Annotated in this window: 20 protein-coding genes and 2 pseudogenes; 13 read left to right on the forward strand and 9 right to left on the reverse strand. The window is 73.8% G+C overall.

The features are described from left to right. The 8 genes and pseudogenes from ACLF5H_RS01315 to ACLF5H_RS01350 all read right to left on the reverse strand — a co-directional run. On the reverse strand, window positions 1-215 hold a 215-nt coding region (locus tag ACLF5H_RS01315), incomplete at its 3' end, for an acetyl-coenzyme A synthetase N-terminal domain-containing protein (protein ID WP_421674223.1). Window positions 216-258: 43 nt separating this feature from the next. Beyond that, window positions 259-885 (reverse strand): acetate uptake transporter, encoded by a 627-nt coding sequence (locus ACLF5H_RS01320; RefSeq protein ID WP_421674224.1) that lies wholly within the window; start codon window positions 883-885, stop codon window positions 259-261. A 173-nt stretch (window positions 886-1058) separates the two neighbouring features. Next, on the reverse strand, window positions 1059-2621 hold the full coding sequence (locus tag ACLF5H_RS01325; RefSeq protein ID WP_421674225.1) for a cation acetate symporter: 1563 nt from the start codon (window positions 2619-2621) through the stop codon (window positions 1059-1061). Between the two features lie 52 nt (window positions 2622-2673). Next, window positions 2674-3048 (reverse strand): hypothetical protein, encoded by a 375-nt coding sequence (locus ACLF5H_RS01330; RefSeq protein ID WP_421674226.1) that lies wholly within the window; start codon window positions 3046-3048, stop codon window positions 2674-2676. Further along, a complete protein-coding gene (locus tag ACLF5H_RS01335) occupies window positions 3041-3868 on the reverse strand; it encodes a LytR/AlgR family response regulator transcription factor (protein WP_421674227.1) in 828 nt (275 codons plus the stop codon). The genes ACLF5H_RS01330 and ACLF5H_RS01335 overlap by 8 nt, the downstream gene beginning before the upstream one ends. A 39-nt stretch (window positions 3869-3907) precedes the next feature. After that, window positions 3908-5110, reverse strand: coding sequence for a sensor histidine kinase (locus ACLF5H_RS01340; RefSeq protein ID WP_421674228.1), 1203 nt, complete (start codon window positions 5108-5110; stop codon window positions 3908-3910). A 55-nt stretch (window positions 5111-5165) separates the two neighbouring features. Beyond that, a pseudogene (locus ACLF5H_RS01345) lies at window positions 5166-5940 on the reverse strand (ABC transporter ATP-binding protein). Next, entirely contained in the window at window positions 5937-7022 is a 1086-nt protein-coding gene (locus ACLF5H_RS01350) for an ABC transporter permease (RefSeq protein ID WP_421674229.1), read from the reverse strand. The pseudogene ACLF5H_RS01345 and the gene ACLF5H_RS01350 overlap by 4 nt, the downstream one beginning before the upstream one ends. A 172-nt stretch (window positions 7023-7194) precedes the next feature. On the opposite strand from ACLF5H_RS01350, the pseudogene ACLF5H_RS01355 reads away from it, so the two are divergent. From ACLF5H_RS01355 to ACLF5H_RS01375, 5 genes and pseudogenes are all read left to right on the forward strand, one after another. Continuing rightward, window positions 7195-8590: pseudogene (locus tag ACLF5H_RS01355) on the forward strand (sensor histidine kinase). Further along, on the forward strand, window positions 8587-9237 hold the full coding sequence (locus tag ACLF5H_RS01360) for a response regulator (RefSeq protein ID WP_421674230.1): 651 nt from the start codon (window positions 8587-8589) through the stop codon (window positions 9235-9237). Before ACLF5H_RS01355 ends, ACLF5H_RS01360 begins: the two are co-directional and overlap by 4 nt. Window positions 9238-9427: 190 nt before the next feature. Then, a complete protein-coding gene (locus ACLF5H_RS01365; protein ID WP_421674231.1) occupies window positions 9428-11626 on the forward strand; it encodes a DEAD/DEAH box helicase in 2199 nt (732 codons plus the stop codon). Between the two features lie 198 nt (window positions 11627-11824). Beyond that, the gene (locus ACLF5H_RS01370) at window positions 11825-13348 is read left to right on the forward strand and encodes an SDR family oxidoreductase (protein WP_421674232.1); all 1524 of its coding nucleotides are present in this window, start codon (window positions 11825-11827) and stop codon (window positions 13346-13348) included. A gap of 106 nt (window positions 13349-13454) precedes the next feature. After that, window positions 13455-14831, forward strand: coding sequence for a cryptochrome/photolyase family protein (locus tag ACLF5H_RS01375; protein WP_421674233.1), 1377 nt, complete (start codon window positions 13455-13457; stop codon window positions 14829-14831). Window positions 14832-14856: 25 nt separating this feature from the next. Here ACLF5H_RS01375 and ACLF5H_RS01380 read toward each other — a convergent pair whose 3' ends face one another. Continuing rightward, entirely contained in the window at window positions 14857-16278 is a 1422-nt protein-coding gene (locus ACLF5H_RS01380) for an amino acid permease (protein WP_421674234.1), read from the reverse strand. A 286-nt stretch (window positions 16279-16564) separates the two neighbouring features. Between ACLF5H_RS01380 and ACLF5H_RS01385 the strand changes: the two genes are divergently transcribed. The 8 genes from ACLF5H_RS01385 to ACLF5H_RS01420 all read left to right on the forward strand — a co-directional run bounded on the left by ACLF5H_RS01385 (window position 16565) and on the right by ACLF5H_RS01420 (window position 23505). Beyond that, window positions 16565-18016, forward strand: a complete 1452-nt coding sequence (locus tag ACLF5H_RS01385) for a purine-cytosine permease family protein (protein ID WP_421674235.1) — start codon at window positions 16565-16567, stop codon at window positions 18014-18016. A gap of 112 nt (window positions 18017-18128) precedes the next feature. Continuing rightward, window positions 18129-18251: a putative leader peptide gene (locus ACLF5H_RS01390; protein WP_365203796.1), complete on the forward strand. Its 123-nt coding sequence runs from the start codon at window positions 18129-18131 to the stop codon at window positions 18249-18251. 97 nt (window positions 18252-18348) lie between these two features. Further along, window positions 18349-19239: a glutathione S-transferase C-terminal domain-containing protein gene (locus ACLF5H_RS01395; RefSeq protein ID WP_421674236.1), complete on the forward strand. Its 891-nt coding sequence runs from the start codon at window positions 18349-18351 to the stop codon at window positions 19237-19239. Window positions 19240-19401: 162 nt separating this feature from the next. Further along, complete coding sequence (locus ACLF5H_RS01400) at window positions 19402-19551, forward strand: hypothetical protein (RefSeq protein WP_421674237.1); 150 nt, start codon at window positions 19402-19404, stop codon at window positions 19549-19551. A gap of 225 nt (window positions 19552-19776) precedes the next feature. Further along, window positions 19777-20757: an amino acid ABC transporter permease gene (locus ACLF5H_RS01405; protein WP_421674238.1), complete on the forward strand. Its 981-nt coding sequence runs from the start codon at window positions 19777-19779 to the stop codon at window positions 20755-20757. Between the two features lie 89 nt (window positions 20758-20846). Continuing rightward, a complete protein-coding gene (locus ACLF5H_RS01410) occupies window positions 20847-21866 on the forward strand; it encodes an ABC transporter substrate-binding protein (protein WP_421674239.1) in 1020 nt (339 codons plus the stop codon). Window positions 21867-21993: 127 nt separating this feature from the next. Further along, window positions 21994-22116: a putative leader peptide gene (locus ACLF5H_RS01415; protein ID WP_421674240.1), complete on the forward strand. Its 123-nt coding sequence runs from the start codon at window positions 21994-21996 to the stop codon at window positions 22114-22116. A 141-nt stretch (window positions 22117-22257) separates the two neighbouring features. Further along, a complete protein-coding gene (locus ACLF5H_RS01420; protein WP_421674421.1) occupies window positions 22258-23505 on the forward strand; it encodes an LLM class flavin-dependent oxidoreductase in 1248 nt (415 codons plus the stop codon).

A 23505-nucleotide genomic window follows, 5' to 3' on the forward strand; every position in this document is an offset into this window, starting at 1 on the left:
AACCACTTCGCGAACGGGGGGTTCGACCAGTCGAGGGTCTCGGTCGGTTCTGTGGCCCAGGTCAGCCGGCGGGCCTGCGCGGCCCAGAAGCCGAGCCGGTCAGCCTTGGCCTGCTCGTACGCCGCCGCCGTGACGTTGGCGTGTGCGGCCAGGTCGGCGGGGGGCGCGAACCTGCGTTCTTCCTTCAGCAGGTTGGCCAGGCTCATGTCACTCATCAGGACTCCGTCGTCGTCGATCGGGTGGGCGGCGGTGGCGGACTCAGCCCGCGAGCGGCCAGGTCGGCAGGGACCTGTCCTTCCAGGTGGCGTTGGCCACCCCGGCGAACGAGCCGTACCAGGCCAGCACCGCGGTGAGCAGGCCCGCCCAGCCGCCCGCGTGCGAGACGCCCGTGCTCTGTGCCAGCTCTCCGGCGGCGAGCAGCACGAAGGTCAGCGACAGCACCGTGAACACGGCGAGCAGGACACCGTTGATCCGGGTGGCGACGATCGTCATGTAGAGGGTGAAGACGGCCCAGGAGAGCAGGAACAGCCCGGTGGCCTGGTGGGCGTGGGCCGCCGGGAGCTTCGGGGCGACGAACTGGACGTAGGCCGCGAAGGAGAGCCAGAAGCTGCCGTAGGAGGTGAAGGCCACGGCGCCGAAGGTGTTGTTCTTGCGGAACTCCCACATACCGGCGAGCACTTGGGCGATGCCGCCGTACCAGAGGGCGAGCGGCAGCACCACGGCCTCCAGCGCGCCGTCCTTGATCAGACCGGCGTTGAAGACGGAGAGCACGAAGGTGGTGAGGGCGAAGGCCGCCAGGCCCAGGGGACCCGGGTCGGCGATCCCCGTGGCCGCGGGGCCCGCCGGGGTCCGCTCGTCGGTGCCGGGCGTCTGGGTGTCGTTCATGGTGCGGTCCTTGGGTGGAAGAGGGCTCGGACAGCGGTCCGGGAGCGAGGCGGTGCGGACGCGGACACGGCGAACCGCGGGAGCGGCGACCGGATGCGCCCGGTGCCTTTCTCTGGTCGGTTACTGTGCGGCACACCCGCGCCACCGGGGAGCCCCCGTACGGGACTTGTCGATCAGTGGTGGCCGTCGCGCGACGAACGGGCGGGGACGGCGGACGAACGGTCGCCGTCCGGTGCCGAGCGGTCGGCCGGGGCCGCCGCGAGTGCCTCCGGCAGATGCAGCCGGGCCAGCAGCACGGAGGCCGCCGCGGGCACCCGGCCGGGCGTGAGCAGGGAGCCGCCCACCATGGTCAGGAAGGCGGCCGGGACGCTCCAGGCCGCGGGCTCGGCGAGCAGGGCCCCCGTCCAGCCGGTGCCGCCCACGCCCAGCAGCGTGAGGGTCAGCGCCGCCGCGGACAGCCCGCCGCCGACCAGCATCCCGGCGACGGCCCCGGCCGCGGTCAGCCGCCGCCACCAGATGCCCAGCACCAGCAGCGGACAGAAGGTGGAGGCGGCGACGGAGAAGATCAGGCCGACCTCGTGGGCGACGGACATACCGCTCCCGGACAGCGGCAGCGCGATCGCGCAGGGCACCAGGACGGCGGGCGCGGCGGCCCGGCGGAAGCCCCGTACGTCCCCGCCGAACAGGTCCTGCGACAGTACGGCGGCCACGGACAGGGCCAGCCCCGAACAGGTCGACAGGAACGCGGCGAAGGCGCCCGCGACCACCAGCGCCGTCAGCAACTGGCCCGTGGTGCCCGGCACCAGGCGTCCGGGCAGCAGCAGTACCTCGGTGTCCGCCGCCCGGTCCGCCGCGGCCGGGCCCGGGGCGTAGAGCCGGCCGAGACCGCCGTACACCTCGGGCAGCAGATAGAAGACGCCGAGCAGACCGAGGACGCCCACCGTCGTACGGCGGGCCGCGCGGCCGTCGGGGTTGGTGTAGAAGCGGGCGGTGACGTGCGGCAGGCCCATCGTCCCGAGGAAGAGGGCCACCATCAGCGAGTAGACGCCGTAGAGCCCCCGCCCGCCGTCGGGCCAGGCCGCGGGGTGCGCCACGGGCACGGGGGCGGGGCCGCCGGCCGGGTGCCAGACGCCGCGCCAGACCAGCAGCAGCGCGAGCGCCGGGACGGCGAGCGCGGTCAGCTTCAGCCAGTACTGCACGGACTGGACGAGCGTGACGCTGCGCATCCCGCCGCTGATCACGCTCACCAGCACCACGGCGGTCACCAGCACGGTCCCCGACCAGGCGGGCGCGCCGAGGGCTGTGTGCAACGCGAGCCCCGCGCCCACCAGTTGGGGCACTTGGTAGAGCAGTCCGATGAGGACGACGAACACGGTGGCCGTGCGCCGTACCGCCATCGAGCCGAGGCGCGCCTCGGCGAAGTCGGAGACGGTGTAGGCCCCCGAGCGGCGCAGCGGGGCGGCCACCAGGACGAGCAGCACCAGATAGCCGGCCGTGTAGCCGATGCCGTACCAGAGCATGGTGCTGCCGTAGGTCGCCAGCAGTCCGGCGATGCCCAGGTAGGAGGCGGCCGAGACGTACTCGCCGCTGACGGCGGCCGCGTTGCGCAGTGGTGAGACGGTACGGGAGGCGACGTAGAAGTCCGGGGTGGAACGGGACCGCAGGCCGTAGCCGCCGATGCCCACCGTCACGGCGACGACGAGGAGGACGGCCGTCAGGTTCGCGGGCGCGTTCATCGGCGGGCGTTCATGAGGCGGGGGAGCAGGGGGCGGGTCGGCGGGCGGCTGTTCATGAGCGGCGCACGTGTTCGTCGAAGTCGCGTTCGTTGCGCTCGGCCCGGCGGACGTAGCAGATCCCGGCCGCCACCAGCAGCGCGTAGACGGGCGGCCCCAGGACCAGCCAGGGCGGTCCGGCGCCCCACGGCCGCGCCCAGTGCGGCACCGATACGTGCCCGAGCAGCGGCGGCAGGGCGGCCAGCGGCAGACAGACCGCGGCGCAGACCAGCAGGCCCAGCCGCAGCTGGGTGCGCATCAGCGCCTTCATGTACACCTCGCCGAGCGGGGTCTGCTCGTGTACGTCGCGCACCGCCGCGTCCCGCCGCCCGGGCCGGGCGGCACGGGTGCGGGGGTGGCTGACGCTCACCCGCCGGGACGGGTCACCCATGGGCGGCCCGTCCGCCGCGCGGGAGGCCGGACACGGGCAGCATCAGTTCGCGCAGCCGGCGGCTGCTGCGGCGGCTGACCGGGAGCACGGTGCCCGCCACCCGGACCGACAACCGCCCGGAGTCGGCGAGCAGTTCCTCGATATGGCCGGTGGCGACGAGATGGCGGCGGTGCACCCGTACGAATCCGGCGTCCTGCCACTGCTCCTCCAGGCTGGACAGCGGGGCCCGCAGCAGACAGCTCCCGGAGGCGAGGTGCAGGCGCACATAGTCGCCGCACGCCTCCACATGCCGTACCTCGGAGCGCCGCACGAAGCGGGTCACCCCGGAGATCTCCACGGGGATCGTCTCGTCGTCGGCGGACGGTTCGGCGGACGGTTCGGCGGCGGGCGCGGGTGGCACGGGCGGGGGCGCGGGGGCCGGATCCCCGGGCGCGAGGGGCGGGGCCTGCCGCTCGGCGATCCGCCGGACGGTCTCCGCGAGCCGTTCGGCGCGGACGGGCTTGAGGAGGTAGTCGAGGGCGCGCACCTCGAAGGCGGGCACCGCGAAGTCGTCGTACGCGGTGACGAACACGACCGGCGGCGGCTCGGCGAAGCGGGACAGCACCCGGGCCACCTCGAGTCCGTCCAGACCGGGCATCCGGATGTCGAGGAAGACCGCGTCCACGGGCTGCCGGTGGGCCAGGGCGCGGTCCAGCGCCAGCAGGGCGGCGGGGCCGTCCGCCGCGCACTCGACGGGGCCGACGCCCTGATGCAGCCCGAGCAGGTAGACCAGCTCGTCGCGGGCGTGCGGCTCGTCGTCGACCACCAGGATGCGCAGCATGCGCAAATATGAGCAGCGCTCATATAGTTGGTCAATCACTCAAGGAGTGTGGGATTGGCCACACGCGCGGGGGATCCCGGTCGGAGGTGCCGTCACCCCCGCACGGTACTTGGGCACCCGCAGCCGTACCTTGGTGCCCGCGCCGGGCGCGGTCTCGACCACCAGCCCGTACGCGTCGCCGTACACCCGCCGCAGCCTGGCGTCGACATTGCCGAGGCCCACCCCGCCCGAACCGCCGCCGCCCGGCGCGGACACGCCCCCCGCGACCAGGATGCGCCGCAGCCTCTCGGGGTCCATGCCGGCCCCGTCGTCCTCCACCGTGATGTGCGCCTCGGCGCCGACGTCCCACGCGAGTACGGTGATCCGCCCCGGCCCGGTGCTGCCCTCGAAACCGTGCCGCACCGCGTTCTCCACCAGTGGCTGCACACACAGGAACGGCACGGCCACCGGCAGCACTTCCACGGCCGCCTGGACATCGATGCACAGCCGGTCCCCGAACCGCGCCTGTTCCAGCACCAGATACTGGCCGATCGAGCGGAACTCCTCGGCCAGTGTGGTGAATTCGCCGTGCCGACGGAACGAGTAGCGGGTGAAGTCGGCGAAGTCCAGCAGCAGTTCACGGGCCCGCTGCGGATCGGTACGCACCAGGGAGGCGATCGCGGTCAGCGCGTTGCAGGAGAAGTGCGGCGATATCTGCGCGCGCAGCGCCCGCAGTTCCGCCTCCACCAGCCGGGTACGGGAGCGGTGCGACTCCGCGAGTTCCAGCTGACCCGAGGTCCAGCGCGCCACCTCGCCCGCGGCCCGGACCAGGCCCGCCGACACAGCCGGGGCGTAGACCAGCAGCGCGCCCTCGACGCGGTCCTCCACCACCAGCGGCACCGCGACCGCCTCGCGCAGCTCACAGCGCAGGTCCCCGCACCACACCCGGTCCGCCCTCAGCACGGCACTCCCGCCGCCGGCCAGCACCTCCGCCGCCAGCTCCGCCGCGCCCGCGCCATGGTGCCTGCCGGTGCCGTCCCAGGCCAGCATCCGCTCGGTGTCGGTGACGGCGAGACCCGGGGCGCCCAGCAGCTCGCGCAGATGCCGGGCGGCCGCACCGGCCGACGTCTCGGTCAGCCCGGCGCGCAACGCCGGTGCCGCGAGGGACGCGCGGTGCAGCGCCTCGAAGGCCGCCTGCCCGGCACGCCCGTCGAAGCCCGCGTGCCGACGCAGCCGACCGGGTCGCCGGAACCTGTCTGCCATGGCGGCCAAGGTAGCCGCACGGATGCCGGGCGAGATAGCCGTCTGACCCGGCACGTCACCCCGCCGGCCCCGGCACCGGCACGAGCCGCCCGTCCCGTACCTCGGTGATCCGGTCGGCGGCGGCGAGGTGGGTGCGGTCGTGGGTGACCAGGACGGTGGCGGTGTCCCGTTCCCGGGTGAGCCGGGTGAGCAGGTCGAGGACGGCGGTGCCGCGCTCGTGGTCCAGGGCGCTGGTGGGTTCGTCGACCAGCAGGACGGTGGGGTCGTTCATCAGGGCGCGGGCGATGTTGACGCGCTGGCGCTGGCCGCCGGAGAGCTGGTGGGGGCGGCGCCCGGCCCGGTCGGCGAGGCCGACCGCGTCGAGGAGCGCCCGGGCCCGGGGGGGGGAACCGGGGGGGGAGGGGGCGTCGGGAGGGGCCATGACACGGGGGTGTTCTTTGGGGGTGGGGGGAGGAAGACCGGGCCCGGGCGCGCGCCCCGGCGGGGGAGCGGCCGTCGATATGGGCCATGACCTGGAGCTGTTCGGCGGCGGTGAGGGAGGGCAGCAGATTGGGCTGCTGGAACACGATGCCGATCCGGCCCCGGCGCAGCTCCGTCAGCTCGCCCCGGCTCAGTCCGGTGGTGCGGGTGCCGTCGATGGTGACGGTGCCGGTGTCCGGTGTGATCAGGGTGGCGGCGACGGCCAGCAGGCTGGACTTGCCGGAACCGGAGGGGCCGACCACGGCGGTCAGGCTGCCCCTGGGTACCTCCAGGGTGACCCGGTCCAGGGCGGTCAGCCGGGTGTCGCCGTCGGGATAGGTGAGGGTGATGTCGCTCAGGCACAGGCTCATCGGGCGCTCCCCAGGGCGGTCAGCGGGTCGACGGAGGTGATGCGGCGGACGGACAGCGCGGCCCCGAGGGCACCGAGTACGACCGTCACCGCGGCCGGGACCAGGACGGTGCCCGGGGAGAGGACGAACGGCACGGCGCCGCCCACGACGAGGGCGCCCAGGGCGGCGGCGACGCCGGTGCCGAGCAGGGTGCCGCCGACGAGCAGCACGACGGCCTGGCCGAGCGCGTCCTTGAGGAGGTAGGCGGTGGAGGCGCCCAGGGCCTTCAGCACGGCGACGTCGGCGCCGCGCTGGATGGTCCACACGGTGAAGAAGGCGCCGATGACCAGGGCGGAGATGGCGAACAGGAAGCCGCGCATCAGCTGGAGGGAGCCGTTCTCGGAGGTGTAGGAGCCGATCGCGGACAGCGAGTCGGCGGTGGAGACGGTCCTGGTCCCCGCCCGCCGGTCGACGGCCGCGAGGTCGGCCCCGGAGGTGGTCAGGGCGAGGACGGTGGCGGCCGGACGCTCCCCGTCACCGGTGGGCGGCGCGGTGCGGCGCCAGACGTCGAGGCTGGTCCAGACGACCGGGGTGTGGCTGAAGAAGGCGTCGCCCCGCACCGCGGCGACCGTCAGCCGTCGCCCGGCGAGGGTGAGGGAGCCGCCCGCCGTCACGCCGAGGTCGTCGGCGGCGCCGGTGGAGAGCACCACCGTACGGGCGTCGAGCCGGTCGCCGTCCGGGGCGAGAGGGGAGCCGGGCCGGACGCCGAAGACGGAGACCCCCGAGCTGTGGTTCCCGGCGGTGGCCTTGGTGGTGCTGATCCCGAGCGGTTCGGCGCTCTCGACGCCGGGGGCCTTCGCCCACAGCCGCAGCTGGGCCTCTGTGACGGCGGAGTCGGCGTACGACAGAGCCTGGCCGCGGGCGGGGGCCTGGAAGGCGATCCCGGTGGCGGGCAGTCCCGTGATCGCCGAGATGTTCTGCCGGCCCAGTCCGGCCGTGAGCCCGGACAGCAGCCCGACCAGCAGGGTGATCAGTACGACGACGGTTCCCATCAGGGCGAAGCGCCCCTTGGCGAACCTCAGATCTCTCCAGGCGACGAACACGGCCTCGGCTGTCCTTCCGGCGGGGAAAAGCGGTAGGCCCCCACCGTCGCCGCCGGGCCCTCGGTTGCGCGTCCGGCGCAGGACGGCACTTCACGGGCCGGAAGACGGCGGGCGGACTCCACCTTTCGACAGAGGCCGCAAGGCCTGCGGCTTCCGTAGCCTGGGAGGCACTGTGAACACCGCTTCCCCCGCCCTGACCCCGACCACCCGGGCCCTGTCCTGGTGCCTGCACCTGCTGGTCCTCGGCCTGCTCACGCTGGCCGGCTGGCGCGCCGTCGCCGACGAACGGTCCGCCGCGTGGCCGGTCGTCGCCGTCGCCGCGGCCTGCGCCGTGGTGTACGCGGCCGGGCCAGCGGCCAGGTCACCGGATAGCGGTCCCGGTACTCCTCAGGCGAGGAGAGGTACACGAGACCGAGGCGGAGTTCGAGTCCGTCGGCGCCTCCTTCCAGGGCCGCGTCGGCCGCCTGGACGAGATCGCCGCGCTGTGGCTCGCCGCGGTGGGCGCCGTCTGGCTGGTGCTGCTGGCGCTGTCCGCCGACGCCGTGTGGATGGCGTTCCCGCTGTACTTCCTCCAGCTGCATCTGCTGCCGCGCCGGTCCGGGCTCGCCGCCGTGGCCGCGACCGCGGCGGCGGCCGTCGCCGGTTTCGCCGCCCATCAGGGCTCCTTCGGCGCGGCCATGGCGATCGGCCCCGCGCTCGGCGCGGCGGTCGCGGTCGCGGTGGTACGGGGCTATCAGGCCCTGTACCGGGAGAGCGAGCGGCGCAGGCACCTGATCGAGGAACTCACCGCCACCCGCGCCGACCTGGACCGGGTCCAGCACACGGCCGGGGTGCTGGCCGAACGCGAACGCCTGGCCCGCGAGATCCATGACACCCTCGCCCAGGGCCTCTCCAGCATCCAGTTGCTGCTGCGCGCCGCCGAACGCGCCCTGCCCGGCCGGCCCGAAGCCGCCGCCGGTCATGTGGCGGCGGCCCGCCAGGCCGCGGTGGACAACCTCGCCGAGGCCCGCCGCTTCGTCGCCGCGCTCACCCCGCCCGCCCTGGACGGCACCACGCTGGCCGACGCGCTGGCCCGGCTGTGCGCCACCACCGGCGACCACCACCGGATCGCCGTGCGCTTCCACCTCACCGGCGACCCGGTCCCGCTGGCCACGGAGCGCGAGGTCGCCCTGCTGCGCATCGCCCAGTCCGCCCTCGCCAACACGGTGCGGCACGCCCGTGCCACCGGCGCCGAGATCACCCTCGGCTACCTCGGCGACCACGTCGCCCTCGGCGTCACCGACGACGGCACCGGCTTCGACCCCGCCCCGTCTCCCGCCCCCGACCCGGCGGGCGGCGGGTTCGGACTGGCGGCGATGCGCGCCCGGATGCATGACCTCGGCGGCACGCTGACCATCAGATCCGCGCCGGGCAAGGGCACGTCCCTGACCGCCCGGCTGCCGCTCGACGGGCCCGCCGACGGTACGCCGGGCAGCGCGTCCGGGATCATGTACGACGGCACGCCCGCCCCCGTGTCCGACACCACGCCCGCTCCCGTATCCGACACCACGCCCGAGGCCCGCCCGTGACCGACGACAGCTCTCCGCACGCCCCCATCCGGCTGCTCCTGGCCGACGACCACCCCGTGGTACGGGCCGGGTTGCGGGCCGTGCTGGAGACCGAGCCGGGCCTGGTCGTCGTGGCCGAGGCCGCCACCGCGGAGGAGGCCGTGGCCCGGGCCGCCGGAGGTGATGTCGACGTGGTGCTGATGGACCTCCAGTTCGGCAAGGGGATGGGCGGCGCGGAGGCGACCGCGCGGATCACGGCCAGGGCGGGGGCGCCGCGCGTACTGGTCGTCACGACGTACGACTCCGACGCGGACACCCTGCCCGCCATCGAGGCCGGGGCCACGGGCTACCTGCTCAAGGACGCGCCGCCGGAGGATCTGGCCGCCGCCGTGCGCACCGCCGCGGCCGGGCGCACCACCCTCGCGCCCACGGTCGCCGAGCGGCTCATGAACCGGCTGCGCATGCCGGGCACCGCGCTGACCCGGCGCGAGACCGAGGTCCTCACGCTGGTCGCCGACGGCCTCTCCAACCAGGCCATCGGCCACCGCCTCCACCTCACCGAGGGAACCGTCAAGTCCCACCTCGCCCGCGTCTACACGAAACTGTCCGTCGACTCCCGCACGGCGGCGGTCGCCACGGCGACGGACCTCGGACTGATCCGCCGCTGACCGACGGGGCGCGTCCGGTGGCGGCCTTGGGGTGACGCCGGGCTCACCCGCCCGCCCCCGCCCCCGCCGACCCACCGCAACCTCCCCCGCCCCGTCGTACGCACTCCGGCCTCCCCACCCTCCGTCGTATGGGAATCTTTTATGTTCCGGGGATGTGTGCGTCCGGTTGCGAGGAGTGGGGGCGGTCAGGGTGGGGCACGAGGGGCGGGAGGTACTCGCGGGTGGCGCGCGGTTGTACGAGGCCGCGCAGACGGTGGCCGGTGATCACGCCAGGGCGGTCGAGGCGGTGCGCGCGGCGCTGAAGCCCCTCCATGACGCGCTGGTCAAGCGGGAGCTCGACGCCATCCCGGTCGCCCGGTTGCAGGACGTCACCGAGGGCCGGCTGCGGCTGGGGAACGTCGACAAGAGCGGTCTGAGCACCGTCGGCCAGGTCCTCGAAGCGGGGCCGTACCGGCTGCGGCAGATCCCCGGCGTCGGACAGCGCACCGTCGACCAGATGCTCGCCGCCGCCCGACGGCTGTCCGAGGCCGTGCACGAGACGGTGGCCGTCCATATCGACGTCGACCGGCCGGAACCGGCGACCACCGCCCTGGTCGAGGCCCTGCACGTCCTGGTGGAAGCGGGTCCGGCGGCCCGGCGCACGGTGGACGGGGCCGGGGCCCTCGCGAAGCGCCTCGGCCCGCTGCTGACCGAGGCGAAGCCCGCCGCCGGACGGTTCAGGATGCTGCTGGCCGGACGGGACAAGCGGGCCCGCGCCCTGACCGCGCTCGCCGAGATCCGCTCCCTCGTCGCCGAGGCGGAAGCCGCGGGCCTGCCCGAGTCGCTGGCCCAGACCTCGGTGGACCTGCTGCGCGGCACCTCGTCCGACATCGCGGCCTGGGTGGACTTCGAGCTGCGCTCCGCCGAGTACTACGGCCTGCTCGCCGAGATCTCCGGGCGGCAGCCGGACGCGGCCGCCGCCGAGGGCTTCCTGCCGGACGAGGTCGCCGAGCGCGTCCGCACCCAGCAGCTCGCCGAGGAGCACCGGCGCGTCTCGCTGCGCGGCTACCAGGCGTTCGGCGCGCGGTTCGTCCTCGCGCAGCGCAAGGTGATCCTCGGCGACGAGATGGGCCTCGGGAAGACCATCCAGGCGATCGCCGTACTGGCACACCTCGCGGCCGAGGGGCAGAGCCACTTCATGGTGGTCTGCCCGGCGAGCGTCCTCGTCAACTGGACCCGGGAGATCGAGGCCCGCAGCACCCTGCGCGTCATGGTGCTGCACGGACCCGACCGGCACGAGGCGTTCGCCGACTGGAAGGGGCGGGGCGGGGTCGCGGTGACCACGTTCGACGCGCTGCGCGGCTTCCCGGAGCCGGGGGGCGGCGAGGTCGGACTGCTCGTCGTGGACGAGGCGCACTGTGTGAAGAACCCGAAGGCCAAGCGGTCCCAGGCGGTGGCCGGATGGGCGGAGCACTGCGACCGCGCCCTGTTCATGACCGGAACTCCCATGGAGAACAGGGTCGTCGAGTTCCGCAACCTGGTCGGCATGCTGCACCCCGGGATAGCGGACTCCCTTGGCGAGGGGGACGCCCCGGCCGGTTCGGTGGCCTTCCGCAAGGCCGTCGCCCCGGTCTATCTGCGGCGCAACCAGGTGGACGTACTGACCGAACTGCCCAGCCTCCAGCAGTCCGACGAGTGGGAGCAGCTCAGCGCGTCGGACGAGGAGGCGTACCGGGAGGCCGTGCGCGCGGGCAACTTCATGGCGATGCGCCGGGCCGCCTACGCGCGCCCCGAGGGATCGGCCAAACTGGACCGGCTCCGCGAGATCGTCCGGGAGGCCGGGGAGAACGGACAGAAGACCGTCGTCTTCTCCAACTTCAGGGACGTACTGGACGTGGTGCGCGACGAACTCGCCCCGGACACCGTCCTGTTCGGGCCGCTCACCGGAGGCGTCCCGGCCGCGCGGCGCCAGCGGCTCGTGGACGACTTCGCCGCCGCGTCCGGCCCCGCGGTGCTCCTCGCGCAGATCCAGGCGGCCGGGGTCGGCCTCAACATGCAGGCCGCCTCCGTCGTCATCATCTGCGAACCCCAGATCAAGCCGACCGTCGAACACCAGGCGGTGGGCCGCGCCCATCGCATGGGGCAGGTCAGACCGGTACGGGTGTACCGGCTGCTCGCCACCGGGGGCGTGGACGAACGCCTGGTGAAGATGCTCGCGGCCAAGACCCGCCTGTTCGACGCCTACGCGCGCCGCAGCGCCGTGGCCGAGGCGACCCCGGACGCGGTCGACGTCTCGGACACCGAGCTGGCCCGCCGGATCGTCGAGGAGGAGCAGGCACGGCTGGGCGTGGCGGAGGAGCAGTCACGGCCGGGCGTCGCGGAGGAGAGCCCGCTGCAACCCAGCGAATGACCGAGGGGCCCCGCCCCGGACCACGCGTACGTCACCTGCCCTACGGCACCGGTCGTAGGTCACCTGCCCTACGGCACCCGCCGTACATCACCCGATCGGCCCACGCCCCAGGCGCGTCCCCCCACGCGGCCGCCACCCTGGAGTCAGCCGGGAGCGCGATCCGACGCACCGGGACACGAACATGGACGGGGCGGATCCGTGGCGGACGAGACAGTGGCCGACGGCGCGCACGAGGACGGCTCACCGGCCTGTCTGGTCACCGGCGCCAGCGGATACATCGGCGGCCGGCTCGTGCCGGAACTGCTGGACGCCGGACACCGGGTGCGCTGCCTGGTCCGCACCCCGCACAAGCTGCGCGACCACCCCTGGGCCGACCGGGTGGAGATCGTCCGGGGCGATGTCACGGACCCGGACTCGGTGGCGCGGGCGATGGACGGCATGGACGTGGCCTACTACCTGGTGCACGCCCTCGGTACCGGCCGCGACTTCGAACGCACCGACCGGCGGGCGGCCCGCGTCTTCGGCGAGCAGGCCCGCCTGGCCGGGGTGAAACGCCTGGTCTACCTCGGCGGCCTGACCCCGGCCGGGGTGCCCGAGCGCGAGCTGTCCCCGCATCTGCGCTCCCGGGCCGAGGTCGGCCGCATCCTGCTCGACTCGGGCGTGCCGACCGCCGTGCTGCGCGCCGCCGTCATCATCGGCTCCGGCTCCGCGAGCTTCGAGATGCTGCGCTACCTCACCGAACGGCTGCCCGTGATGGTCACCCCGCGCTGGGTGCACACCCGGATCCAGCCCATCGCCGTACGGGACGTGCTGCGCCTCCTGGTGGGCTGCGCGCAGCTGCCCCCGGACGTCAGCCGCGCCTTCGACGTCGGCGGCCCCGAGGTGCTCACCTACCTGGACATGATGCAGCGCTACGCCTCCGCCGCCGGGCTGCCCAAGCGGGTGATCGTGCGGGTGCCGGTGCTCACGCCGGGCCTGTCCAGTTACTGGGTCGGTCTGGTGACCCCGGTACCGGCCGGTATCGCGCGCCCGCTGACCGAGTCGCTGCGGCACGAGGTCGTCTGCCACGAGAACGACATCGAACGGTACGTGCCGAGCCCGCCCGGCCACCCCCTCGGCCTGGACCGGGCGCTCGCCCTGGCGCTCCAGCGGGTCCGCGAGGCCCAGGTCGTCACCCGCTGGTCCTCCGCCGCCGTACCGGGCGCCCCGAGCGATCCGCTGCCCACCGACCCGGACTGGGCGGGCGGCAGCCTGTACACGGATGTGCGCGAGCGCGAGGCGGACGTGCCGCCCGAGGCGCTGTGGCGGGTGGTGGAGGGCATCGGCGGGGAGAACGGCTGGTACTCCTTCCCGCTGGCCTGGGCGGTACGCGGCTGGCTCGACCGGCTCGTCGGCGGGGTGGGCCTGCGCCGGGGCCGCCGGGACGCGCGGCGGCTGCGGGTGGGCGACTCGCTGGACTTCTGGCGGGTGGAGGAGATCGAACGCGGCCGGCTGCTGCGGCTGCGCGCCGAGATGCGGCTGCCGGGCCTGGCCTGGCTGGAGATGCGGGTGGACGACGGCGACGGCGGGGTCCGGTACCGGCAGCGGGCGCTGTTCCACCCCCGCGGGCTGCTCGGCCATCTGTACTGGTGGAGCGTCTCGCCCTTCCACGCGGTCGTCTTCGGCGGCATGGCCCGCAACATCGTGCGCGCCGCCGACCGCACCCGCGACGACGCACGATGAGCACCGGCATCCGGCCCCGGACCCGCGGCACCCGAACCCACGTCCGGTCCCGCCGCGCCGCCCGGCGCCCGCACCGCCCCCGACCACCCCGAATAGGCTGATCGCCATGTCCGTCTCGGTCGTCCTGTTCACCTCCGACCTGCGCCTGCACGACCATCCGCCGCTGCGCGCGGCGCTGGCCGCCGCCGACGAGGTCGTGCCGCTGTTCGTCCGCGACCGCGCCGTCGAGGCGGCCGGGTTCGCCACCCCGAACCGCGCCGCCTTCCTCGCCGACTGCCTGGCCGACCTGGACGCGTCCCTGCGCGAGCGCGGCGGACGGCTCGTGGTGCGCTCCGGCGACCTGGTGGCGCAGGTCTGCGGCGTGGCGGCGGCGGCGGACGCCGACGAGGTGCATCTGGCCGCCGCGCACAGCGCCTTCGCCACCCGCCGGGAGGACCTGCTGCGGCGGGCGCTGGCGGCCGACGGGCGGCGGCTGTCCGTGCACGATGCGGTGACCGTGGCGGTGCCGCCGGGCGAGGTGACCCCGGCCGGCTCCGACCACTTCGCGGTCTTCACGCCGTACCACCGCCGCTGGGCCCGGGCCGGGCTGCGCGCGCCCCTGGCCGCCCCGCGCCGGGTGCCCGTGCCGGACGGGGTGAAGGGCGAACAGCCGCCCGCCCGCGAGGACGTCACCGGTGTCTCGCCCGCCCTGCCGACCGGCGGCGAGAGCGAGGGCCGCAAGCGGGTGACCGCCTACTGGCGCACGGGCCTGGACGCCTACGAGGACACCCACGACGACCTGGCCGCCGACGCCACCTCCCGGCTCTCCGCGCATCTGCACTTCGGCACCCTGTCCCCGGTGGAACTGGTCCAGCGGGCCCGCCGCCACGGCGGTCCGGGCGCCGAGGCGCTGGTACGACAGCTCGCCTGGCGCGACTTCCACCGCCAGGTACTCGCCGCCCGCCCGGCGGTCGCCCGCGCCGACTACCGGACCAAGGGCGACCGCTGGCGCACGGAGAAGACCGCGCGCGCCGACATCGAGGCCTGGCGGGAGGGCCGTACCGGCTATCCGGTGATCGACGCGGCGATGCGGCAGCTGCGCCACGAGGGCTGGATGCACAACCGGGCCCGGCTGCTGACCGCGTCCTTCCTCACCAAGACGCTCTACGTCGACTGGCGGATCGGCGCCGACCACTTCCTGCGCTGGCTGGTCGACGGCGACATCGCCAACAACCAGCTCAACTGGCAGTGGGTCGCCGGGACCGGCACGGACACCCGCCCCAACCGGGTCCTCAACCCCGTCGCCCAGGCCAGGCGTCACGACCCCGGCGGCGGCTATGTGCGCCGCTGGGTACCCGAACTCGCGGGCCTCACCGACCGGTTCGTGCACGAGCCGTGGAAGCTGCCCGGCGCGGAGCGTGCCGCGCTGGACTACCCCGACCCGGTGATCGAGCTGGCCGAGGGCCTGGACCGGTTCCGCAGGGCCCGCGACCGGGGGAAGTGACCGCCCCCCGGGTCGCGGGCGGGGCTTACGAGGTGTGCTGCCCGGCCGCCGCCGTGCGGGCCCGGCGCGCCGTCATCACCGCGTAGACGAGGACACCGGCGAAGAGGAACAGCGCGCCCTGGTACACCGCCGCGTAACCGGCGCCCGCCATCAGCCAGATCGAGAAGGCGGCGGCGACCGAGGTGACCACCGCGTCCCGGACCAGCCGCCCCCGGTCCACCTGGTCGGCGCGGCCGGAAAGGAGGTGGAAGAGCTGGGCGGCGGTGGCCAGCAGATAGGGGACGGTCGCGGTGAACGTGGTGACGAGGACCAGGACCTCGAAGACCCGGCCGGAGCCGGAGAGGTAGTTGTACGCGGTGAGCAGGGACGCCAGCACCACGGTGACGGCGACGCCGACCGTCGGCACGCCCCGGCGGCGCCGGGTGAAGGCGGCCGGGAAGAGCCCGTCGCGGGCGGCGGCGTACGGGGTCTGGGCGCTGAGCAGGGTCCAGCCGTTCAGGCAGCCGATCATCGACACCAGCGCGGCGAGCGCCACTGCCCAGCCGCCCCAGCTGCCGCCGAACATCGCGTTCACGGCGTCCGAGAAGGGCGCGGTGGAGTGGACCAGCCGGTGGTGGTCGACCGTACCGAACACGGACAGCGTGCCCAGCAGGTACACCAGCGCGGCACCCGCGGTGCCGATCACGGTGGCCCGGCCCACATTGCGCCGGGCGTTCTTGACCTCACCGGCGCTGACCGCGGCGGACTCCACCCCGAGGTAGGAGAAGAGCAGCAGCGCGGCGGAGGCGGACACCGCGCCGATCGCGCCGTGGCCGCTGGAGTTGAACGGGCCGAGCCGGGAGGGGTCGAAGAAGAACAGCCCGCCGACCGCCACGAGCAGCAGCGGCACGAACTTCAGCACCGTGGAGACCAGCTGCACGGCGCCCACGTAGCGGGTACCGGCGAAGTTGGCGAGCGCGGGCAGCCACTGGATCGCCAGCGCGGCCAGACACGCGGTCCAGCGGTGTCCGCCCACCGGGATCAGCACGTCCAGATAGCCGACGGCGGCCACGGCCAGCGCGGCGTTCGACACCCAGGTGGTGATCCAGTACGACCAGGCCGCGAGGAAGCCCGCGAAGTCGCCGAACGCGCCGCGGGCGTAGACGTAGGGGCCGCCGGTGCGCGGATCGCGCGCGGCGAGCTTGCCGAAGGTCAGCGCGAGGGCGATGGCGCCGATCGTCAGCACGCCGAAGGCGACCAGGCTGACCGTGCCGTAGGGGGCGATGGAGGCGGGCAGCAGGAAGATGCCGCCGCCGATGATGTTGCCCATGACCAGTGCGGTGGCCACGGGCAGCCCGAACCGGCGCGCGTGCCGGCTGCCGGGCGGTCCCTGGGGGTCCCCGACGGGCGCCGTGAGGCTCTCCGAGGGGGCCGGAGCCGGCGCGGGAGCGGTTCCGGTGACGTGCATGGATGGTGCGCCTCTCATCAAGCCGACGTCCCGGGATCGCCGGGACCCCGTCATGGTCGGCGATGCCCCTACCTGTCGCAAAATCGCCGTTTCTTGTCTCGTCCGGGCATTCCGTGCACGGAAAAACTGAGCCGGAGGGCCCCTCCGGCCGTGATATCTCCGGCGCCCTCTCCGGTGCCGTAGGGCCCGCGGTGATCGCCCGGGGCGTCGTCGTCCGCGCTCTCGTCACCGGGCCCGCGCCGGTGCACCATGTGATCCGAGTGACGCAACGGGCTCGGGAGGCGGCATGAGCGGGTCGGCGCAGGGCAGGACGTCCGGGATCGAGGTCCGGTCCATCGACTACGTCCCGCTGAACGAGCGGCACGGCAAACTGTGGCACCTGGGGCCCCTGTGGTTCATGTCCAACGCCCAGATCGCCACCCTGGCCGTGGGGCTGATCAGCATCACCGGCGGCGGCAACCTCGTCTGGTCGCTGCTGGCCATCGTCGCCGGCACCGTCCTCGGCACCTTCTTCATGGCCTTCCACTCCGCCCAGGGACCCCAGCTGGGCCTGCCGCAGATGATCCAGTCGCGGCCGCAGTTCGGCTATGTCGGCGCGCTCCTGGTGTGGCTCTTCGCCTATGTGCAGTACGCCGGGTTCAACGTCTTCAACAGCATCCTCGCCGCCGACGCCCTGCACACCACGCTGCACGGCGGGGTCAAGCCCTGGGTCCTCGCGGTCACCGTGGTCGCGCTCGTGATCGCCCTGGTGGGCTACGACATCATCCACAAGGCCGAACGGATCCTGACCTACGTCTTCCTGGTCGTCTTCGGGATCTTCACCGTCGGCATCCTGCTCACCCTGCACTACCCGGCCGGCTCCTTCGACCTCGGCGCCTTCAAGTGGACGCCGTTCCTCGCCCAGTTCGGCGTGGTCGCCGGATACCAGATCAGCTGGGCCATCTACGTCTCGGACTACTCCCGCTACCTGCCGCCGGACGTGACCGTCCGCAAGACCTTCTACTGGACCTACTTCGGCTCCGCGCTCGGCGGCATCTGGATGATGGTCCTCGGCACCCTGCTCGCGGCCTGGGCGGGCGCGCACTTCGAGACCATCACCTCGATCGACGCCGCCGGTGACAAGATCTTCGACGGCTTCGGCGCGATCGTGCTGCTCTTCGCCGCCCTCGGCCTGATCTCCGTCACCGCGCTCAACATGTACGGCGGTTCGCTGACCCTCATCAGCGCCATCGACTCGGTACGACGGGTACGGCCGACGCTCTCCGTGCGGCTGCTCACCCTCGCCCTGACCGCCGCGCTCTCCGTGATCGGCGCGCTCGCCGCCACCGCCCACTTCCTCGCCGACTTCAATGACTTCCTGCTGCTGGTCCTCTATCTGTTCATCCCGTGGACCGCGGTCAACCTCATGGACTACTACGTGGTGCGCCGGGGCCACTACGCGGTCGCCGAGATCTTCAACCCCCGGGGCATCTACGGCCGTTGGGGCTGGCACGGGATCATCTCCTACCTGGTCGGCTTCGGGGTCATGGTCCCGTTCTTCTCCGTCGGCACCCTGTACGTGGGCCCCGCCGCGAAGGCGCTCGGCGGCGCGGACATCTCCCTGTTCATCGGGCTGCCCGTCTCCGCCCTCCTGTACTGGTGGCTGACCCGCTCCCTCGACGTCGAGGCGGAGGCACGGCTGGCCCGGGCGGAGGCGGCGGAGCTGGAACGGGCGGCGTCCGAGCACCGGGAGCCCTGAGGAGCGGGCCCCGGGAGGGCCCCGGGCCCCCGGCGGTGGACACCCTCTTGACGCCGGGCCGAGGGGGATCGAGACTTCCTGACAGGGAATCCTAGTGAACAGGTAGGAAATCATGGCGCGCCTCGAAGCGGTCACCGGCCGAGCGGGCCGGACGCCGACGCGCACCCCGCTGCTCACCTCCCGCCGGCACATCGATCTGCTGCGCGTCTGCAGCGCCCTGGGCGACCCGCGCTGACGCGCTGAACCACGCCCTTCGCCGAACAGGCCCGCGCGGCCACCCTCCGACGGCTCCCGCCGACGCGCCCTCGCACGCCCACCACCCGGGGAGACGCATGTCCATCACTCCGCTCGCCGCCGTCCCACCCGCCCACCGCGTCACCGCGCCCGACTTCCGGGGCCGGCTCGGCCGGGACGCGCGCAGCGGCCACTACGCCGTGCCCCACCGCTACCGCCTCCATCTGTCCACCGCCTGTCCCGGCGGACTGCGCCTCGCCGTCGGGCACGCCCTGCTCGGCCTGGACGACAGCTGTCCGGTCACCTTCCTGCCCGCGCTCCCGGACGGCCATGACGGCGGCCACGCCGAGCTGCGCCCGCTGTACGAGGCCAGCGCCCACCACTACCGGGGCCCGGCGCTCGCCCCCGTGCTCAGCGACGACTGGTCCGGACGCATCGTCAGCACCCACGCCCGTGACATCCTGCGCGACCTGGACCGCTTCCCGCGCGGTCGTGAGAACCCCCTGTTCCCGCCCGGTCTGGAGTCCGTGATCGAGTCCGTCGAGCGGATGTGCGCCGAGGGCATCGAGGAGGCCGCCCAGCGCGCCGGACGCGCCGGTGCCGGTCCGGCGGAGCGGGCCGCCGCGCTCGAGGTGCTGCTGGACACCCTGGGCCGGCTGGAGCGGCGGCTGGCGGGGGAGGAGTACCTGGCCGACGGCAGGCTCACCGCGGCCGACGTCGAACTCTGGGTGGCTCTGGTGCAGTTGGACCTGGTGCACCGCTGCCATCTCGACGCGTCCGCCGTGCAGCGCATCGCCGGGCACCGGGCCCTGTGGGCCTACGCCCGCCGCCTCGCCGGTCACCCCGCCTTCGGCCGTCATCTCGACCTCGACGGCATCGCGCGCCGCCACCAGGGCCACTGCCGGGGCCTGGAGGCCGCCGGAGCCGCCGTCCAGATCCTGGACTGGGCGGCCCACGCGAGCGGCTCCCCGGACGCTTCTCGCAGGTGAACCCGGTCTTGGCGATGTCCACGTGACGGACGGGCGTTGACATTCGCGGCGCCGACTGGATTACTTGCCGCTCAGATGCGGTCAAGAGCGTCAGCGCCGGACCGGACGACGACTTCGGTGAGCGCGCGGCGCTCCGGGGCCATGACAGTGACAGGTGACGCCATGTACGCAGCTCCCCGGACGGCCCTGAGCCGCCCCCAGGGCTGCGTACCGCCGCGCACCGCCCTGGTCGCGGACCGCGCCGTCGACCTGCTGCGGGTCAGCAGCGCGCTGTGTACCGCGCCGGGCGCCACCCGCGCCTGCCGGGGCTGATCTCCACCTTCCCGCCCCGGCGGCCGTAGCCCCGGACCCCGGGCCCGCCGCCGCGGCGGCCCGCCCCGTTCTCCGTTCTCCGGACCAACTACGGTCCCGTTTCCGCGCGTTCCGACGCGTCCCGTCGCACGCCCCGCGCCGTACGGCGGGCCGCGCCCGGTCCGTCGTACCCCGCAACACGCCCCGCCCCTCCCTGTCTCGCCCCGCCCCTCGCCGGAGCCCGCCATGAGCCGACCCCCAGGCGCCGCCGTCTCGCTCGCCGAGGCGCCGCCCGCCACCGAGCCGTCAACACCCCCCGCCGCACAGCGCGTTCGGCCGCTGCGCCGACCCGGCCGCTGGATCACCACCGCCGTCGTCCTGGTGGTCGTCGCCCAGATCGCGCACGGCCTGGCCACCAACCCCTTCTACCAGTGGGACCGCTTCCGCTACTGGTTCCTGCGGCCCACGGTCCTGGACGGCCTCCTCGTCACCCTCGAAGTCGCCGCCCTGAGCGCCGTATCGGGGCTGATCGGCGGGGTCCTGCTGGCCCTCGCGCGGCAGTCCGGCAGCCCGGTGCTGCGCGCCGTCAGCTGGACCTACACCTGGCTGTTCCGCTCCGTGCCGCTGATCGTCGTACTGATCTTCCTCTACAACTTCAGCGCCCTCTACAAGACCTTGAGCCTCGGCATCCCCTTCGGGCCCGCCTTCGTCACCTTCGACGAGTCGAGGCTCGCCACCGACATGACGGTCGCCGTCATCGGACTCGGCCTCAACGAGGCGGCGTACGCGGCCGAAGTGGTGCGCGGCGGGCTGCTCTCCGTCGACCAGGGCCAGCACGAGGCGGCCGCCGCGCTCGGTCTGCCCAGGAGCTACCAGTTCACCCGGATCGTGCTGCCGCAGGCGCTGCGCTCCATCACGCCCAACTACGTCAACCAGCTCATCGGCCTGGTCAAGAGCACGTCCCTGGTGTTCTACGTGTCGCTGCTCGACCTGTTCGGCTCCGTGCAGACCATGGGCAGCACCTACCCCGGCGACATCGTGCCGCTGCTGCTGGTCGCCACCGTCTGGTACCTGATCCTGACCAGCGCCGTCTCGATCGTCCAGTTCTACGTCGAGCGGTACTTCGCCCGGGGAGCCACCCGGGCCCTGCCGCCGACCCCGCTCCAGAAGGCACGCGCCGCCCTCGCCGCGTTCCGCACCCGGCTGCGCGGGGAGGCCGCCGTATGACCGCCGCCGCCTCTCGCGCCGCGCCCCCGGCCCCTGGACCCACCCCTCTTCCCGCTCCCCGGACGCACCATCGAACGACAAGGACAGCCATGCCCAGCCACCTCACCCGACGCAGCCTGATACGCGGTCTGTCCGCGGCCACCGCGGTCGCCTCCCTCGTCGGCACCCTCGCCGCCTGCGGCGGCAGCGGCGAAGCGGCCACCACGACCGACGCCGCCGGGACGGTGACCGTGGGCAGGGTGTCCAACGGCGCCGCGAGACAGACCGAGTTGAAGGTCCCCGAGGTCGCCTCGCTGCACGCCGAACTGCCCGCCGCCGTCCGCGAGCGGGGCACCCTGAACATCGTCGTGGGCGCGCTGCCCGACGGCTTCCCGCCGCTCGCCTACATCGGCGGCGACCAGCGGACCCTCACCGGCGCCGAGCCCGACCTCGGCCGCCTGGTCGCCGCGGTCCTCGGCCTCAAACCCCGACTGTCCAACGCCACATGGGAGAACATGTTCGTCGGCATCGACAGCGGCAAGGCCGACGTCGGCTTCGCGAACATCACCGACACCGAGGAACGCAAGAAGAAGTACGACTTCGCCTCGTACCGCAAGGACAACGTGGGCTTCGAGGTGCTGAAGAAGAGCACCTGGAATTTCGGCGGGAACTACGAGAACCTCGCCGGGAAGACGGTCGCCGTCGACAACGGCACCAACCAGGAGAAGATCCTCCTGGAGTGGCAGAGCAAGCTGAAGGCCGAGGGCAAGACCCTCACCGTCAAGCACTACGCCAGCAAGAACGCGACCTATCTGGCGCTGTCCGGCGGCCGGATCGACGCCTACTTCGCGGCGAACCCCGGCGTCGCCTACCACGTCACCCAGACCGCGAAGTCGCCGAACCCGACCCGTAGCGCGGGAACCTATTCCGGGGCGGGCGCGAGCCTCCAGGGGCTGATCGCGGCCACCACGAAGAAGGACAGCGGCCTCGCCGAGCCCATCGCGGACGCCGTCAACCACCTGATCGAGAACGGGCAGTACGCGAAGTGGCTGGCCGCCTACCACCTCTCCGACGAGGCCGTGGCGAAGTCCCGGGTCAACCCGCCCGGACTGCCGCTCAGCGATTCCTGAGCAGCCGGCCCGAACGGCTCCCGCGGCCGGGAACACCGAGTGGGGCCGGGGTGTTGTGCCTCAGGACGAGATGGGTGCGGCCGCCGTAGGGGCGGCCCGCCGAGCGCGGTGGACGGAGGTGGCGGAGATGACCGAGGACCCGAGGCACCTTCCGTGCGCACGCGTCCTGCGGACCGCCCGCTCCGCCGTGCTGTACTCCCGGCCCCATATCGACCTCCAGCGCGTGGCCGGCGCGCTCTGTCGCGCCTGACGCTCCCCCTCCGCCCTCGCGGCCGCGCGGATCTCCCGTCCCGCCGCGCCCGCCCGCCGCCGTGACCCGCCCTCGGCGGGGCCCGGCGCGCCCTCGTACGGACACCCAGGAAGGCGCCAACTCGTGTCCTCTGCCCCCTCCTTGACCCACCCCGACTCCCACCCCGACTCCCACTCCGACCCTCGCATCCACCTCGCCGTCGCCCTGGACGGCACCGGCTGGCACCCCGCCTCCTGGCGGGAGCCCGTCGCCCGCCCGGACGAGCTGTTCACCGCCGGATACTGGGCCGATCTGGTCGCCGAGGCCGAGCGGGGTCTGCTCGACTTCGTGACCATCGAGGACGGCCTCGGCCCCCAGTCCGCGCACCCGCTGGAGCCCGACGACCGCACCGACCAGGTACGCGGCCGGCTCGACGCGGTGCTCGTCGCCTCCCGCATCGCCCCGCTCACCCGGCACATCGGCCTGGTCCCGACCGTGGTGGCCACCCACACCGAGCCGTTCCACATCTCCAAGGCGATCGCCACCCTCGACTACGTCAGCACCGGCCGCGCCGGGCTGCGGGTGCGGATCACCGCCCGGCCGGACGTGGCCGACCACTTCGGCCGCCGTACGGTCGAGCGGATCGAGGCGTACGACAGCCCGGACGCCCAGGGCCTGGTCACCGAGCTGTTCGAGGAGGCGGCCGACTACGTGGAGGTGGTGCGCAGGCTCTGGGACAGCTGGGAGGACGACGCCGAGATCCGCGACCGCGCGACCGGCCGGTTCGTCGACCGGGACAAGCTGCACTACATCGACTTCGAGGGCCGCTTCTTCAGCGTCAAGGGCCCCTCCATCACCCCCCGCCCGCCCCAGGGGCAGCCGCTGGTCAGCGCCCTCGCGCACGACACCGTGCCGTACCGGCTGCTGGCCCGGGGGGCCGACGTCGGCTACGTCACCCCGCGCGATACGGCGCACGCCCGCGCGATCGTGGCCGAGATCCGCGCCGAGCAGCGGAGCGCCGGGCGGGCGGGGGAGACCCTGCATGTCTTCGGGGACCTCCTGGTCTTCCTGGACGACAGCGCGGGTGAGGCCGAGGCGCGGCGGGCGCGACTGGACGCGCTCGCGGCGGAGCCGTACACCGGTGACGCGCCGATCTTCACCGGCACGGCGGCACAACTCGCCGATCTCCTTGAGGAGTTGGCGGGCGCGGGGCTGACCGGGTTCCGGCTGCGGCCCGCCGTCGCCGGGCACGACCTGCCCCGGATCAGCCGCGACCTGGTGCCCGAGCTCCAGCGCCGGGGCCGGTTCCGCACCGCCTACGAGGCGGACACCCTGCGCGGCCTGCTCGGCCTCGCCCGCCCCGCCAACCGCTACACCGCCGCCACTGCCGCCGCTGCCACCGCCGTCTGA

The organism is Streptomyces sp. LaBMicrA B280, assembly GCF_049222185.1.
Lineage (GTDB): Bacteria > Actinomycetota > Actinomycetes > Streptomycetales > Streptomycetaceae > Streptomyces > Streptomyces murinus.

Excerpts from the sequence above, each read along its gene's own strand:
- ACLF5H_RS01395 (WP_421674236.1), top strand. The coding sequence starts at position 18,349 with ATGTCCATCACTCCGCTCGCCGCCGTCCCACCCGCCCACCGCGTCACC.
- ACLF5H_RS01415 (WP_421674240.1), top strand. The coding sequence starts at position 21,994 with ATGACCGAGGACCCGAGGCACCTTCCGTGCGCACGCGTCCTGCGGACC.
- ACLF5H_RS01330 (WP_421674226.1), bottom strand. The coding sequence starts at position 3,048 with ATGGGTGACCCGTCCCGGCGGGTGAGCGTCAGCCACCCCCGCACCCGT.
- ACLF5H_RS01380 (WP_421674234.1), bottom strand. The coding sequence starts at position 16,278 with ATGCACGTCACCGGAACCGCTCCCGCGCCGGCTCCGGCCCCCTCGGAG.
- ACLF5H_RS01340 (WP_421674228.1), bottom strand. The coding sequence starts at position 5,110 with ATGGCAGACAGGTTCCGGCGACCCGGTCGGCTGCGTCGGCACGCGGGC.
- ACLF5H_RS01335 (WP_421674227.1), bottom strand. The coding sequence starts at position 3,868 with ATGCTGCGCATCCTGGTGGTCGACGACGAGCCGCACGCCCGCGACGAG.
- ACLF5H_RS01410 (WP_421674239.1), top strand. The coding sequence starts at position 20,847 with ATGCCCAGCCACCTCACCCGACGCAGCCTGATACGCGGTCTGTCCGCG.
- ACLF5H_RS01405 (WP_421674238.1), top strand. The coding sequence starts at position 19,777 with ATGAGCCGACCCCCAGGCGCCGCCGTCTCGCTCGCCGAGGCGCCGCCC.
- ACLF5H_RS01400 (WP_421674237.1), top strand. The coding sequence starts at position 19,402 with ATGTACGCAGCTCCCCGGACGGCCCTGAGCCGCCCCCAGGGCTGCGTA.
- ACLF5H_RS01390 (WP_365203796.1), top strand. The coding sequence starts at position 18,129 with ATGGCGCGCCTCGAAGCGGTCACCGGCCGAGCGGGCCGGACGCCGACG.
- ACLF5H_RS01375 (WP_421674233.1), top strand. The coding sequence starts at position 13,455 with ATGTCCGTCTCGGTCGTCCTGTTCACCTCCGACCTGCGCCTGCACGAC.
- ACLF5H_RS01320 (WP_421674224.1), bottom strand. The coding sequence starts at position 885 with ATGAACGACACCCAGACGCCCGGCACCGACGAGCGGACCCCGGCGGGC.
- ACLF5H_RS01325 (WP_421674225.1), bottom strand. The coding sequence starts at position 2,621 with ATGAACGCGCCCGCGAACCTGACGGCCGTCCTCCTCGTCGTCGCCGTG.
- ACLF5H_RS01385 (WP_421674235.1), top strand. The coding sequence starts at position 16,565 with ATGAGCGGGTCGGCGCAGGGCAGGACGTCCGGGATCGAGGTCCGGTCC.